Raw genomic sequence first — 12,981 nt, 5'->3', positions numbered from 1 at the left:
AGCGCGGAAAGAACGTTGCCCGGCGAGGCGGCGGAACGCCATGCGTCTTGCGGGCCGCGGCGAAGCGGAGCGAGGGGCCCCGCCTCGCCGGAGCGCGTTACTGCACCGTGAAGGGAATGTTCGGAATGGATTCCGGGAACTGCGGAACCGGAACCTTCATCCACTTGGCGTAGACGGCGGCATGCTCGCCGTTCGCCTTGATCTTGTCGATGAAGGCGTTGATCGCCTCGTTCCAGTCCTTCTCGCCCTGGCGGGTGCCGGCGCCGTTGAAGACCGTCACGAAGTCGATCTTGCGCTCGTACTTGCCGGGCGCCGCGTTATCGAGCCGCTGCAGGTAGAACTGGTTGCCGCCGACGGCATCGACCTGGCCCGAGAGGAGCGCTTGGATCGAGGCGGCGTCGTCGTCGAAGCGGCGGATGGTGGCGGTGGATTCTAGGAGCTTGGTGGCGGCGGTGTCCTGCGTGCTCGAACGCGGCACGCCGATGGACAGGCCCGCCGCCTCCTCGGGCGTCGTGATCGTCTTGTCCTTCGGTCCGTAGAGCGAGATGACGTTGCCGGCATAGGGCTTGGAATACTGGATCGCCTTGGCGCGCTCCTCCGTCATCGCCATGGTGGCGAAGAGGACGTCAACCTTGCCGGTCGTCAGGGCCGGGATGCGGTTGGAGACGGCGAGCGGGGTGAACTCGACCTCGACGCCGAGGTCCTCGGCGAAGAGCCGGGCGATGTCGGCGTCGAACCCGTCCTGCTGACCGCTGGAATTCACAAAGCCCCAGGGCTGGTTGTCGCCCTGGATGCCGACGATGATGCGACCACGGGCCTTGGCCTCTTCGAGCGAGGCGGCATCGGCCGAGACCGATCCGAACAGGGCCGCGAGGGCGACGGTCGCCAAGGCGGCCCGGCGGGCCAGGGTGCGGCCGTTGGTGAAAATCGAAAGCATGACAATCCTCCCAGGGGTGACGATGAGCCGGCCGCGCGCGGCCGAGCGATTGCCGCGAGCCCGGCTCTCCCGGCCGGCCTCGCGGGTTTCGGGTCAGGACAGGTTGTGCCTGCCCTGAATCTGTCTGGCGCACCGCGCGAGATGCGCGAGGTGATCGGCGGGCGCGCGCCCTTGCGCGATCGGAACCTCGACCGCGACCGCCGCCTCCCTCGGCACGGCGGCGAGAAGCTCGGCGAGCGGAAGCATCCCCTCCCCGGGCGCGAAGCGCCCCGAGCGGGCCTCCGCCACCATCGCCTCGGCGCTCGACGGGGCGTCGCCCCGGACGTCGCAGAGCTGCAGCGCCCCGATGCGCCCGGCCGGCGCGGCGGCCACGTCCTCGACCCGTCCGCCGTTGCGGAACAGATGGATCGCGTCCACCAGCACGCCGGCATTGGCGCGGCCGGACGCTTCCACGACGCGCAAGGCCGCGTCGAAGGTCGCGACAGGCCGCCAGCCCATGTTCTCCAGATCGACGCTCATGCCGAAGCCCGCGCACAGATCGCACACGGCGCCGAACGCCTCTACGAGGCGGCTCTCGTCCAGATCGTCGCCGCAGACGCTGAGCCGCTTGGCGCCGAGCGCCGAAGCGCCTTCGAGCATGGGCGCCAGCGTTTCGGGCCGGAAGTCGGGGGACAGGACGACGAACTCGATGTCGTGGAGCGAGACGCCGTGATCGTCGAGCGCCGAGCGCACGTCGCGCGCCTCGGGGCTCCCCGCCGGCAACTCGTAGAAGGGCGCGCCGGGAAAGGCCGGGTGGAGGCGGAACCCAACGCGCGAAAAGCCGGCGGCGGCTGCGGCGCGCACGAAGTCGAGCGGCGGCAGATCGATCGCCGAGAAATGGGCGACGCCCAAGGGAGCGGCCTGACCGGTCATGCGATGCCCTTTTCGGCGAGATGCCGCACGAGGTTGGCGCCCGTGCGCCGGATATGGTCGGCGAGCTTGGCGCAGGCATAGTCGACGTCGCGCGCCACCGCCCCCTGCCCGATCTCGCTGTGCTCGGCCGCCACGTTCCGGTCGCCCGAGGTGCGGGTCAGGAAGGTGCGGCGGTAGCGGTCGTTGAGGTTGAGGAGAATGCCGCAGAAGTTGAGGAGCAGCGGGTGCCGGCAACCCGAAATGAGCGTGAGGTGGAAGTCGCGATGGGCGGCCTCCCAGGTTTCCAGCGTCTCGGGCCGCGCGGGATCGCGCTCGGCGCGGTTGAGGCGGTGCAGCGCGCGCATGACGTTGCCCTCCCATTCCACGTCGCCGACGCGCATGGCCTCGCGCAGCGCGAAGCTTTCCATCTCGACGCGCAGGCTGGTGATCTCCTCCAGATTGGCGAGCGAGAGCGGGGTGACGCGATAGCCGCGATTGTCCTCGAACTCGACGAGGCCGTCGGCGATGAGACGCGCCAGGGCCTCGCGAAGCGGGCTGAGGCTGACGTTGAAGTTCTGGCGCGCGCGGTCGAGATTGATCTTGGCGCCCGCCTCCAGCTGGCCGGAGACGATGGCCTCGCGCAGGCGGTGCACGAGCTGGCTGGCGATCGTGTTCTTGCCGTCGTCCATGAGCGGGCGAACGGCGGCGGCGCTTGCCGCCCCTGCCTTCCCGCCCTCTTCCCGCTCGATCAACGAAGCCGCCAACGCCCTGTCCCATGCTCGCAGGTTGTCATCGACGATGGCTACGAAAAACGATTATTGCTGTCAAGCCGCGGACGGTTCGCACGATGGCGCCCGTACCCGTCTGGAACCCGCAGGGCGGATCGTGCGCTGGATTTCCTCAGATTTCACCGGTTTCGAGCGTGCAGATGGGTAGTCCGCCGATCGGTCGCAAAGGATGCCATGCGGCGGCGGCGAAACGGGACTTAACGGATAATCGATGATCGTGCAGTCCTCCGGCTCAGGAAGGGAGGTCCGATCATGCTCATTCGCACCCAAGGGGACGTCACGCCCGCGGTTCTCGACGTCATGGCACAGACGCGCGATCCCCGGCTGCGCGAGATCCTGACATCCCTTATCACCCATCTCCATGCCTTCGTGCGCGACGTGAAGCTGACGGAGGCCGAGTTCCGCGAGGCCACCGCGATCCTCAACGAGATCGGGGCGCTGGCCAGCGACTCGCACAACGAGTTCGTACTGATGTCGGGCTCGCTCGGCGTCTCCACGCTGGTCTGCCTCCTCAACAACGGCGAGGGCGGGCAGACGGAGACCTCCCAGTCGCTGCTCGGGCCGTTCTGGCGCCTCAACTCGCCGCGCGTGCCGAACGGCGGCTCGATCATCCGCTCGGACACGCCGGGCACGCCGCTCTTCGTCACCGCGCGCGTCGAGGATGCGACAGGCCGCCCGATCGCGGGCGCCGAGGTCGACGTCTGGCACGCCTCGCCGGTCGGTCTCTACGAGAACCAGGACCCCGAGCAGGCCGAGATGAACCTGCGCGGCAAGTTCACCACCGACGCCGACGGCCGCTTTTCCTTCTGGTCGGTGCGCATGGTCGGCTACCCGATCCCGACGGACGGCGTGGTCGGACGGCTCCTCGCGGCGCAGGGCCGCCACCCCTACCGGCCCGCCCATCTCCACGCCCTGATCTTCAAGCCGGGCTACAAGGTGCTGATCAGCCAGGTCTTCGACCCGTCCTGCCCGTGGATCGACTCGGACGTGCAGTTCGGTGTGACCAAGGCGCTGACCGGCGATTTCGTGGAACACACCGAGCCCCACCCGGACCGCCCCGACATCGCGGGACCCTGGGTGCAGCTCGACTACACCTACGTCATGGAGCCCGGCGAGGCCGTGCTGCCGCGCCCGCCGATCAAGTAAGGAGCCCTGGACGATGCTGACCGACGACCAACGCCGCGAGGCCGCCGCCTCCATCCTGCGTGCCGAGGAGACCCGCGTCCCCGTGGTGCAGCTGAGCCGCACCTATCCGGACATGGAGATCGAGGACGCCTATCGCATCCAGGACCTCTGGGCCGACGAGCGCATCGCGCGCGGCGCGCGGCTGGCCGGCCACAAGATCGGCCTGACCTCCCGCGCCATGCAGATGGCCTCCAAGATGACCGAGCCCGACTACGGGCGCATTCTCGACGACGCGCTCTTCAACGACGGCGCGCAGATCCCGGCAACCCGCTTCATCAAGCCGCGTCTCGAGGTCGAGCTCGCCTTCGTCATGGGCGAGGAGCTTCAAGGCCCCGGCACGCGCATCCACGACGTGATGCGCGCAACGGAATATGTCGTGCCGGCGCTGGAGATCATCGATTATCGCACGGAAGTGCCGCGCGCCATCACCGACACGATCGCCGACAACGCCGCCTTTGGCGCGATCGTGGTCGGCGGCCGCGTGTTCCGCCCCTTCGACGTGGACGTGCGCTGGATCGGCGCGACCCTGTCGAAGAACGGGATCATCGAGGAATCGGGCGTCTCGGCCGCCATCATGGGCCATCCGGCGGCGGGCATCGCCTGGCTCGTCAACAAGCTGGCGGCCGTCGGCGCGGGCCTGAAGAAGGGCCAGATCGTCCTCGGCGGCTCGTTCACGCGGCCGGTGGACATCGCGCCCGGCGACGTGATCCATGCCGACTACGGCCCCTGCGGCGCGATCGGCGTGTCCTTCACATGACGGCCTTCCCCCTGCCCCGCAACGGTTTCAAGGCCGGGCTGAAGGCGGGCCGGTCGCAGATCGGCCTCTGGTCGGCCATCCCCGACGCCTTCGTCACGGAGGCGCTGGCGGGCTCCGGCTTCGACTGGATCCTGCTCGACACCGAGCACTCGCCAGGCGACGTCCTCACCGTCCTGCCGCAGCTTCAGGCGCTCAGCGCCTACGCCGTGTCGCCCGTGGTGCGGCCGGCGGTGAACGATCCCGTTCTGATCAAGCGCTTCCTCGACATCGGGGCGCAGACGCTTCTGATCCCCTATGTCCATACGGCGGGCGAGGCGCGGGCGGCGGTGGAGGCGATGCGCTATCCGCCGCGCGGCATCCGGGGCGTCTCGGCGCTGACGCGTGCCACCCGCTTCGGGCGCGTGGCGGACTATGCGCGAGACGTCGAGGGCGAGCTCTGCCTCCTCGTTCAGGTCGAGACGCGAGAGGCCTTGGAGCGGCTGGAGGAGATCGCCGCCGTCGAGGGCGTCGACGGCGTCTTCGTCGGCCCGGCGGATCTGGCCGCCAGCCTCGGCCATGTCGGGCAGGCGGGCCATCCAGAGGTGGTCGCCGCCGTGGAGGACGCGATCGCGCGCATCCGGGCTGCGGGCAAGCCGGCCGGCATCCTCACCCCCGACAAGGCCTTCGCCAGGCGCTGCATCGAACTCGGCACGACTTTCACGGCGGTGGGCGTCGATATCGGCATCCTCGCCCGCCAGACCGAGGCTCTCGCGCGCGAGTTCGCGGCGTGAGCGCAGGCCCCCTCTCCGAGGCGGCCCGGCGCGAGCTGGTGCCGACGGGCAGGCTCCGGCTGGCGGTGAACGTCGCCAATGCCGAAATGGCGACGGAGACGAGCCCCGGCGTCTTCGAGGGCAAGGCGATCGACCTGTCGCGGCGGCTCGCCGCCGACTGGGGCATTCCCGTCGAAATCGTTCCCTTCGCATCGGGCGGGGCGATCCTTAAGGACATAGCCGCATGGGACGCGGCGGTCCTGGCCGTAGAGCCGTCGCGCCGCGACCGCCTGCATTTCCTGCCCGCCTTCACCACCGTCGACGCAACGCTCGCAACGCTTGGGCGCTCGCCCCTCTCGACTTGCCGGGACGCGGACGCGCAAGGCCTACGGATCGCGGTGGTGCGGGGCGCCGCCTACACCGCCCATCTCGAACAGAGCTTCGCCCACGCCGAACTCGTCGCCTTCGACAACCCGAAGGACGCGCGCGCCGCCGTGCTGACGGGCGGCTGCGACGCCGTGGCCGGCATCCGCTCGACCCTGCAGCACTTGACGCTGGAGAATCCGGAGGTGCGCCTCATGGCGGACGACTTCCTGCGCATTCCCCAGGCGCTCGCCCTTACCCTCGGGAAGCCACACGCGCAGGCCGCTCTCGAATCCTGGTTCGGCGCACCCGGCGCACCCGCCGCCGCGTGATGTCTTCAGGCCGCGCCCGCTCCAGCGCCCGAAGCGCGCACGAGTTCGGCCTGGAAGCGTTCGATCGCATCCTCGGCGAAGCTCGACAGGACGCGCCCCCGCTTCATCAGGACGTAGGGGACGACGCTGCTCGGCTCAACGAGCGGACGTTGCACGAGGCCCGGCATGTAGACCTCCGCCACGGAGAACTCGTCGATCAATGCGACGCCGAGGCCGTGGCGCACCAAAGACACGACGGTCTGGGCGAAGCGGCCGCGCATCGAATAGTGCGGGGTCAGTCCCGCGTCGATGAAGGGCCGCGCGAGGACCGCGCCGTAGGGATCCTGGGGATCGACTCCGATCACCGCCTCGCGTGCCAGTTCGTGGATGGAGATCGCGTCTCTCTCCGCGAGCTCATGACCTTCCGGGACGATCACGACGAGGCGCCCTTGAGCGAGCGGGCGCGAGACGAGCGCCGGATTGGTGCTGGGCGAGCTCATGACGACGAACTCGCCCCGCTCCAGAAGCAGGTAGTCGGCCGTCTCCTCGATCTTCAACACGTTCAGGTCGATACCAAGATGCGGGAAGCTCTGCCGCAGCGACCGGATCACGCGTGCGGCGATGAACTGCGCGATGGACGGCGCGGAGGCGAAGCTGAGGACCGAGCTATCGCCCCGGCGCAGCAGCGCCACGGCCTCGTTGAGGTTGCCGATCTCCCGGTGCACCTGCTCCACGACGGAGAAGATCATCCGCGCCTCGGACGCCGGCAGGAACACCCCCCCCTTTCGCTCGAAGAGGCGGATGCCGACCGTGTCCTCCGTGTATTTCAGGAGGCGGCTGACGCCGGGCGCCGAAACGCCCATCAGCTTGGCCGCGCCCTGGATGGAGCCCGCGACCATGACCGCGCGGATCACCTCGATCTGGCGCAGCGTCAGGGCCTTGGTCACATCAGCTCTCCCGTCTTCGGCAGGGCCGAGATTAACATCATGTTCCGCAAGTCGCGAAATCGGTATTTGACCTGTTGCCGGGTGCTTGCGATGGCTAGGGAAAGAGCCTTCCGGGAGACCTTGGGGGAAGGCTTGATGGGAGGATCGGCTTGAACGTCCAACTCGACTTCGGCGTCATCCTGGCGCGTTGGCCGGAGCTTGCGTGGGGCACGCTCGGCACCCTCTGGCTGGCGCTCTGCGGCATGGTCCTCGCCATGATCATCGGCGTGGCGGGCGTCGCCGTGCGCCGGTCCCATTCGCGGATTGGCGCGGGGCTGGTGATCGCCTTCGTGGAACTGGTGCGCAACACGCCGTTCCTCGTCCAGATCTTCTTCATCTTCTTCGCGCTGCCGCTCGCCGGCGTGAGGCTCGACCCGACGACGACCGCGATTCTGGCGCTCGGCCTCAACGGCGGCGCCTATGCGATCGAAATCATTCGCGGCGGCGTCGAGAGCATCCCCAAGGGCCAGAGCGAAGCCGGCTTCGCGCTTGGCCTGTCGCGCGCCGACATCTTCCGCCTCATCATCCTGAAGCCGGCGCTGCGCGCGATCTTCCCCTCGCTCGCCAGCCAGTTCGTGCTCCTGACGCTGATGACCTCGATCGCGACCTCGATCTCGGCATTCGAGCTGACCAGCGTCGCCCAGCGCATCGACGGCGACACGTTCCGCTCCTTCGAGGTCTACTTCACCATTACGGGCATCTACCTTGCCCTGTCCTGGCTCCTGATGACGGCGCTGGCCGCCATCGCGCGCCTGTCCTTCAACTATCCGACGAAGTGAGGCCGGGATCATGGGAACGAGTACCGTCGGCCTTCCGGAAATGCTGTTTCTCCTGCGCGGCCTCGGCTGGACGCTGATCCTGACCGGCTTCGGCTTCGTTGGCGGCATCCTGTTCGGCCTCGTGGTGGCGCTGGCGCGCGTCTCGAAGAACCGGCTCCTGCGCTGGCCCGCCAAGGCCTGGATCGTGGTGTTCCAGGGAACGCCGCTCCTGATGCAGCTTTTCGTGTTCTTCTTCGGCCTGCCGCTCTTCGGCCTCAACGTCGACCCGTGGCTGGCGGTGGCCGTCGCCCTCACCGCCCATGCCTCGGCGTTTCTCGGCGAAATCTGGCGCGGGGCCATCGAGGCGGTGCCGCTCGGCCAGAGCGAGGCGGCGCACGCGCTCGGCCTCAAATATCCGAGCCTGATGCGCGACATCATCATGCCGCAGGCCTTCCGCCTGTCGCTGCCCGCGACCATCGGCTTCCTGGTTCAGCTCCTGAAGGGCACTTCGCTCGCCGCCATCGTCGGCTTCATCGAGTTGTCCCGCGCCGGGCAGATCGTCTCCAACCAGACCTTCCAGCCGCTTCTCGTCTTCGGGATCGTCGGCATCCTGTACTTCCTGATGTGCTGGCCCCTGTCGCTCTGGGGCAGCCGGATGGAACGCCGCCTCGCGCAGGCGGCCCGCTGAAGGGCCTGCCCTTCGCCAGAAGTCGAAAATGTCAAAGAGGAGGACATAGAATGACGAAGACGCTCACCCGCACGCTCGGCCTCGGCATCGCCGCCCTTGCCCTGGTCGCGGCCGCCCTGCCCGCCGGCGCCATGACGCTGGACGAGGCCAAGGCCGCCGGCAAGGTGCGCATCGGCATCCAGGCCGACAACTGCCCCTGGGGCTGCCTCTCGACGACGGGCGAGGCGCAAGGGTTCGACGCGACGGTCGGGCGCGCCTTCGCCAAAAGCCTCGGCCTCGAGGCCGAGTTCGTGCCGCTCGCCGTCGCCAACCGCATCCCGGCGCTGACCGCCAGCCGCGTGGACATGCTGATCGCCTCGGTCGGCATCACGGCCGAGCGCGCGAAATCCGTGCAGTTCAGCCACCCCTATGCCGCCAACACGCTCTACGTGACCGCCGCCAAGACGACCGCCCTGCCCGATCTCGCCGCGCTTTCGGGCGTGAGCGTCGGCGTACCGCGCTCGGCGCCGATGGACACGATCCTCACCAAGGAAGCGCCCTCTGCCGACATCCACCGCTTTGACGACGACGCCGCCAACATCCAGGCCCTGCTCTCGGGCCAGGTGAAGGCGCTCGGCTCCAACCAGTTCTACATCCAGCGGCTGGAGAAGGCGTCGCCCGGCACCTACGAGAACAAGTTCCCGATCGGCCAGCTCTACCAGGGCGTGGCGACGCGCCTCGGCGAAAGCGACTGGAACACGGCGCTCAACGAGTTCCTGAAGAGCTACGTCGGCAGCGACGGCTACAACGCCTCCCATGCCGAGTGGCTCCAGGTGCCGGTGACCGACCTGCCGGCGACGATCGACGGCGTCAGCTTCACCGTCAGCCAGTAACCAAATCCTTCGTGCGAACGCCCTTTGCGGGTGTTCGCACGAGCCCGGGAGGACCCGATGACCGCCACCAGCGACGACATCCTGATCCGCATGGAGAGCGTGGAGAAGTATTACGGCTCCTTCCACGCCCTGAAGAACGTGAACCTCTCGGTCCGGCGCGGCGAGAAGATCGTCCTGTGCGGGCCGTCGGGCTCGGGCAAGTCGACGCTCATCCGCTGCATCAACCATCTGGAGCCGATCAAGTCGGGCCGGATCGTGGTGGACGGCACCGAGCTCAGCGACGGGCAGAAGTCGATCGACATCGTGCGCCGCGAGGTCGGCATGGTGTTCCAGCAGTTCAACCTCTTCCCGCACATGACGGTGCTGGAAAACTGCATGCTGGCGCCGATGCGCGTGCGCGGGGCCAAGCGCGAGGAGGCCGAGGCGACCGCGCGCCGCTTCCTGGAGCGCGTTCGCATCGGCAACCAGGCCGACAAGTATCCCGCGCAGCTTTCCGGCGGCCAGCAGCAGCGCGTGGCCATCGCCCGCGCGCTCTGCATGGAGCCGATCGCCATGCTCTTCGACGAGCCGACCTCCGCGCTCGACCCCGAAATGGTGAAGGAAGTGCTCGACACGATGGTCGGCCTCGCCCGCGACGGCATGACCATGATCTGCGTGACGCACGAGATGGGCTTCGCCCGTCAGGTCGCCGATCGCGTGATCTTCATGGCGGACGGCGAGATCATCGAGGAGAACACGCCGGAAGCCTTCTTCCAGGCCCCACGCCACGAGCGGGCGAGAGCCTTCCTCGGCGAAATCCTGCATTGAGGCATGCGATCATGATCACTGGTCATACGCGACTGATCGCCCATCTCGGCTACCCGACGGCGACCTTCAAGGCGCCGATGATCTACAACCCGTGGTTCGAGAAGCGCGGCATCGATGCCGTGGTGGTACCGATGGGGTGCAAGGCGGAGGACTACCCGACCTTCGTCCGGTCGCTTTTCCGGCTTTCGAACATCCATGGCGCGCTCGTCACCATGCCGCACAAGATCACGACCCTCGGCATCGCCGACCGCGTGTCCGTGACGGCGCGGATCGCGGGTTCCGCGAACGCCCTGCGGCTCAGGGAGGACGGCGCCATCGAGGCCGACATGTTCGACGGCGAGGGCTTCGTGCGCGGCGTCCGGGCGAAGGGCGTGGAGCTTCAGGGTCGCTCGGCGCTGGTCGTCGGCTCGGGCGGGGTCGGCTCCGCGATCGCGGCCTCGCTGGCCAAGAGCGGCGTGGCGCGCCTCGCTCTGTACGACGTGAACGAGGCGTCCGCGCGCGCGCTGGCCGAGCGTTTGCGCGCAGCCTACGAGACGCTCGCCGTCGAGACGGCCGGCAACGATCCCGCCGGCTTCGATCTCGTCGTCAACGCTTCGCCGCTTGGGATGAAGGACGGCGATCCCCTGCCGATGGACGTCTCGCGGATCGATCCGTCCACCTTTGTGGGCGAAGTGGTGATGAAGGCCGAGATCACGCCGTTCCTTGCCGCCGTCGCGGAGCGCGGCTGCCGCTATCAGGTCGGCACCGACATGCTGTTCGAGCAGATCCCGGCCTATCTCGAGTTCTTCGGCTATCCGCGCGTGGAGGTTGATGAACTCCGACAGGGTGCGGCGATCCGCTACTGACGCGGCGTCTTCGCACCCCTCTTCTTACGGAGCCCTTCGCCATGAAGACCTCGATCGCCACCGTCTCCCTCTCTGGCGACCTGTCGGAGAAGCTCGCCGCCATCACACAAGCGGGCTTCGGCGCGGTCGAGATCTTCGAGAACGACTTCCTCGCCTTCGACCAGGGGCCGCGGGACGTTGGGCAGATGGTGCGCGACGCGGGGCTCGAAATCTCGCTGTTTCAGCCCTTCCGCGACTTCGAGGGCCTGCCCGAGCCCCAGCGCACACGCGCCTTCGAGAGGGCGCGGCGCAAGTTCGAGACGATGAACGAGCTCGGCACCGACCTGATCCTGATCTGCTCCAACGTCTCGCCGCTGGCGCTCGGTGGCATCGACCGGGCGGCGGAAGATCTGGGCGCCCTCGGCGACGTCGCGCGCGAGCACGGGGTGCGCATCGGCTACGAAGCGCTGGCCTGGGGCCGCTTCGTCAACGACCACCGCGACGCCTGGGAGATCGTGCGCCGGGCCGACCACACCCACGTGGGCCTGATCCTCGACAGCTTCCACTCGCTGTCGCGCGGGATTGACAGCGGATCGATCCGCTCGATCCCCAAGGACAAGATCTTCATCGTCCAGATGGCCGATGCGCCGAGGCTCGACCTCGACCTCCTCTCATGGAGCCGGCACTACCGCAACATGCCCGGCCAGGGCGAACTCCCCGTCGCCGACTTCATGGCCGCGATCGAGGCGACGGGCTACGACGGCTACTATTCGCTCGAGATTTTCAACGACCAGTTCCGCGCGGGTTCGGCGCGCCAGACCGCCGTCGACGGCCGCCGCTCGCTGATTTACATGATGGATCGGCTGAAGGCCGAGGGGCGCGCGGTCAAGGGACCGTCCGAGCCGAACCCGCTGCCGCCGCCGGCCAGGACCGCCGGCCTCTCCTTCCTGGAGTTCGCGACCGACAACGCCTCGGCCGTCGCGCTCGCGCAGCTTCTGACCGCCATCGGCTTTCGCGCCGTTGGCCGGCATCGCTCGAAGGATGTCCGGCTCTTCGCGCAAGGGGACCTGCGCGTCGTCGTCAACACCGACGCGGAGGGGTTCGCCCATTCCTCCTATATCGTTCACGGCACCAACGTCGCCGCGCTCGGCCTGCGCATGCAGGACGCCGACGCCGCCCTGAAGCGCGCGGAGGGCTTGATCGCGACGACCTTCCGCCAGCCGGTCGGTCCGGGCGAGCTGGAGCTCCCCGCGCTGCGGGGCCTCGGCGGCAGCCTTCTCTATCTCGTGCCGCAGGACGACGCGCTCGGCCGGCAGTGGGAGGTGGATTTCGACCTTGAGCCCTGCTGGAACGCCCATGCGGGCGCGGGTCTGGAGGCGATCGACCACATCGCCCAAACCGCGCGCTTCGAGGACATCCTGTCCTGGACCCTGTTCTACCGGTCGATCTTCGACCTGAAACCCTTGGCGCCGCTCGAGGTGCCGGACCCCGGCGGGCTGGTGCTGAGCCAAGTTCTGGAGAACGAGGACGCCAGCCTCCGCATCGTCCTCAACGGCTCGCAGTCGAACCGCACCCAGTCCTCGCGCTTCGTGTCGCAGTTCGTCGGGCCCGGCGTCCAGCACGTCGCCTTCCGCACGGCGGACATCTTCGCCACCGTCGAGCGTCTCGGCGCGAACGGCGTCTCCTTCCTGCCCATCCCACAGAACTACTACGACGACCTCGACGCCAAGTTCGACCTCGAGCCGGGCGTCCTCGACGCCATGCGCCGAAGCGGCATCCTCTATGACCGCGACGAGGCGGGCGAATATTTGCAGATCTATCTCGGCGCGTTGGAGGGCGGCTTCTTCATCGAAATCGTCGAGCGGCGCGGCTACCGGGGCCTCGGCGCGCCCAACGCGCCGATCCGTTTGGCCACGCAGGCCCGCCTCAAGCCCGCGGGCCTGCCCACGAATTGATGCCGACGCACCTCGCCCAGGCGGCCGCTCGGTGGGTCCAGGTCGCGAACCGCGCCGCTGAGGAGGTTAGCGGCGCCGGTTAGGGCACGGCCCGTGGCGGTTGCCATCTG

The 12,981-nt window shown here is 68.4% G+C and carries 14 protein-coding genes; 10 read left to right on the top strand and 4 right to left on the bottom strand.

Annotated elements, in window-relative coordinates:
* Window positions 1-97: 97 nt before the first annotated feature.
* From O5O54_RS00070 to O5O54_RS00060, 3 genes are all read right to left on the bottom strand, one after another.
* The gene (locus tag O5O54_RS00070) at window positions 98-937 is read right to left on the bottom strand and encodes a transporter substrate-binding domain-containing protein (RefSeq protein WP_279477522.1); all 840 of its coding nucleotides are present in this window, start codon (window positions 935-937) and stop codon (window positions 98-100) included.
* Window positions 938-1,030: 93 nt separating this feature from the next.
* Window positions 1,031-1,849 (bottom strand): sugar phosphate isomerase/epimerase, encoded by an 819-nt coding sequence (locus O5O54_RS00065; protein ID WP_279477521.1) that lies wholly within the window; start codon window positions 1,847-1,849, stop codon window positions 1,031-1,033.
* Window positions 1,846-2,517: a GntR family transcriptional regulator gene (locus O5O54_RS00060; RefSeq protein ID WP_279478669.1), complete on the bottom strand. Its 672-nt coding sequence runs from the start codon at window positions 2,515-2,517 to the stop codon at window positions 1,846-1,848. Before O5O54_RS00060 ends, O5O54_RS00065 begins: the two co-directional genes overlap by 4 nt.
* A 351-nt stretch (window positions 2,518-2,868) precedes the next feature.
* Between O5O54_RS00060 and O5O54_RS00055 the strand changes: the two genes are divergently transcribed.
* The 4 genes from O5O54_RS00055 to O5O54_RS00040 are packed head-to-tail and all read left to right on the top strand — an operon-like array spanning window position 2,869 to window position 6,002.
* A complete protein-coding gene (locus tag O5O54_RS00055; RefSeq protein WP_279477520.1) occupies window positions 2,869-3,762 on the top strand; it encodes a dioxygenase in 894 nt (297 codons plus the stop codon).
* Between the two features lie 13 nt (window positions 3,763-3,775).
* Entirely contained in the window at window positions 3,776-4,558 is a 783-nt protein-coding gene (hpaH, locus tag O5O54_RS00050) for a 2-oxo-hept-4-ene-1,7-dioate hydratase (RefSeq protein WP_279477519.1), read from the top strand.
* Entirely contained in the window at window positions 4,555-5,328 is a 774-nt protein-coding gene (gene hpaI / locus O5O54_RS00045) for a 4-hydroxy-2-oxoheptanedioate aldolase (protein ID WP_279477516.1), read from the top strand. Before hpaH ends, hpaI begins: the two co-directional genes overlap by 4 nt.
* Entirely contained in the window at window positions 5,325-6,002 is a 678-nt protein-coding gene (locus O5O54_RS00040; RefSeq protein ID WP_279477515.1) for a transporter substrate-binding domain-containing protein, read from the top strand. The genes hpaI and O5O54_RS00040 overlap by 4 nt, the downstream gene beginning before the upstream one ends.
* A 5-nt stretch (window positions 6,003-6,007) precedes the next feature.
* On the opposite strand, the gene O5O54_RS00035 is transcribed toward O5O54_RS00040, so the two are convergent.
* Entirely contained in the window at window positions 6,008-6,928 is a 921-nt protein-coding gene (locus O5O54_RS00035; RefSeq protein WP_279477513.1) for a LysR family transcriptional regulator, read from the bottom strand.
* A 149-nt stretch (window positions 6,929-7,077) separates the two neighbouring features.
* On the opposite strand from O5O54_RS00035, the gene O5O54_RS00030 reads away from it, so the two are divergent.
* From O5O54_RS00030 to O5O54_RS00005, 6 genes are read left to right on the top strand one after another with little or no spacing between them, the layout of a single operon-like run.
* A complete protein-coding gene (locus O5O54_RS00030; RefSeq protein WP_279477510.1) occupies window positions 7,078-7,746 on the top strand; it encodes an amino acid ABC transporter permease in 669 nt (222 codons plus the stop codon).
* A gap of 10 nt (window positions 7,747-7,756) precedes the next feature.
* Entirely contained in the window at window positions 7,757-8,413 is a 657-nt protein-coding gene (locus tag O5O54_RS00025) for an amino acid ABC transporter permease (protein ID WP_279477507.1), read from the top strand.
* A gap of 50 nt (window positions 8,414-8,463) precedes the next feature.
* The gene (locus O5O54_RS00020) at window positions 8,464-9,285 is read left to right on the top strand and encodes a transporter substrate-binding domain-containing protein (protein WP_279477505.1); all 822 of its coding nucleotides are present in this window, start codon (window positions 8,464-8,466) and stop codon (window positions 9,283-9,285) included.
* A 57-nt stretch (window positions 9,286-9,342) separates the two neighbouring features.
* Window positions 9,343-10,092, top strand: coding sequence for an amino acid ABC transporter ATP-binding protein (locus O5O54_RS00015; RefSeq protein ID WP_279477502.1), 750 nt, complete (start codon window positions 9,343-9,345; stop codon window positions 10,090-10,092).
* 11 nt (window positions 10,093-10,103) lie between these two features.
* Window positions 10,104-10,937 (top strand): shikimate dehydrogenase, encoded by an 834-nt coding sequence (locus O5O54_RS00010; protein ID WP_279477500.1) that lies wholly within the window; start codon window positions 10,104-10,106, stop codon window positions 10,935-10,937.
* A gap of 41 nt (window positions 10,938-10,978) precedes the next feature.
* Entirely contained in the window at window positions 10,979-12,871 is a 1,893-nt protein-coding gene (locus O5O54_RS00005) for a bifunctional sugar phosphate isomerase/epimerase/4-hydroxyphenylpyruvate dioxygenase family protein (RefSeq protein ID WP_279477498.1), read from the top strand.
* Window positions 12,872-12,981 lie beyond the last annotated feature (110 nt).

This window comes from Aureimonas sp. SK2, assembly GCF_029813115.1.
Classification (GTDB): Bacteria; Pseudomonadota; Alphaproteobacteria; order Rhizobiales; family Rhizobiaceae; genus Aureimonas.
The sequence above is the reverse complement of the archived record's forward strand: the minus strand, read 5'-3'. Positions and strand labels throughout refer to the sequence as shown.

Bases quoted from the DNA above. Each gene is read 5' to 3' on its own strand.
- O5O54_RS00070 (WP_279477522.1), bottom strand. From the start codon at position 937: ATGCTTTCGATTTTCACCAACGGCCGCACCCTGGCCCGCCGGGCCGCC.
- O5O54_RS00065 (WP_279477521.1), bottom strand. From the start codon at position 1,849: ATGACCGGTCAGGCCGCTCCCTTGGGCGTCGCCCATTTCTCGGCGATC.
- O5O54_RS00060 (WP_279478669.1), bottom strand. From the start codon at position 2,517: ATGGACGACGGCAAGAACACGATCGCCAGCCAGCTCGTGCACCGCCTG.
- O5O54_RS00055 (WP_279477520.1), top strand. From the start codon at position 2,869: ATGCTCATTCGCACCCAAGGGGACGTCACGCCCGCGGTTCTCGACGTC.
- hpaH (WP_279477519.1), top strand. From the start codon at position 3,776: ATGCTGACCGACGACCAACGCCGCGAGGCCGCCGCCTCCATCCTGCGT.
- hpaI (WP_279477516.1), top strand. From the start codon at position 4,555: ATGACGGCCTTCCCCCTGCCCCGCAACGGTTTCAAGGCCGGGCTGAAG.
- O5O54_RS00025 (WP_279477507.1), top strand. From the start codon at position 7,757: ATGGGAACGAGTACCGTCGGCCTTCCGGAAATGCTGTTTCTCCTGCGC.
- O5O54_RS00020 (WP_279477505.1), top strand. From the start codon at position 8,464: ATGACGAAGACGCTCACCCGCACGCTCGGCCTCGGCATCGCCGCCCTT.
- O5O54_RS00015 (WP_279477502.1), top strand. From the start codon at position 9,343: ATGACCGCCACCAGCGACGACATCCTGATCCGCATGGAGAGCGTGGAG.
- O5O54_RS00010 (WP_279477500.1), top strand. From the start codon at position 10,104: ATGATCACTGGTCATACGCGACTGATCGCCCATCTCGGCTACCCGACG.
- O5O54_RS00005 (WP_279477498.1), top strand. From the start codon at position 10,979: ATGAAGACCTCGATCGCCACCGTCTCCCTCTCTGGCGACCTGTCGGAG.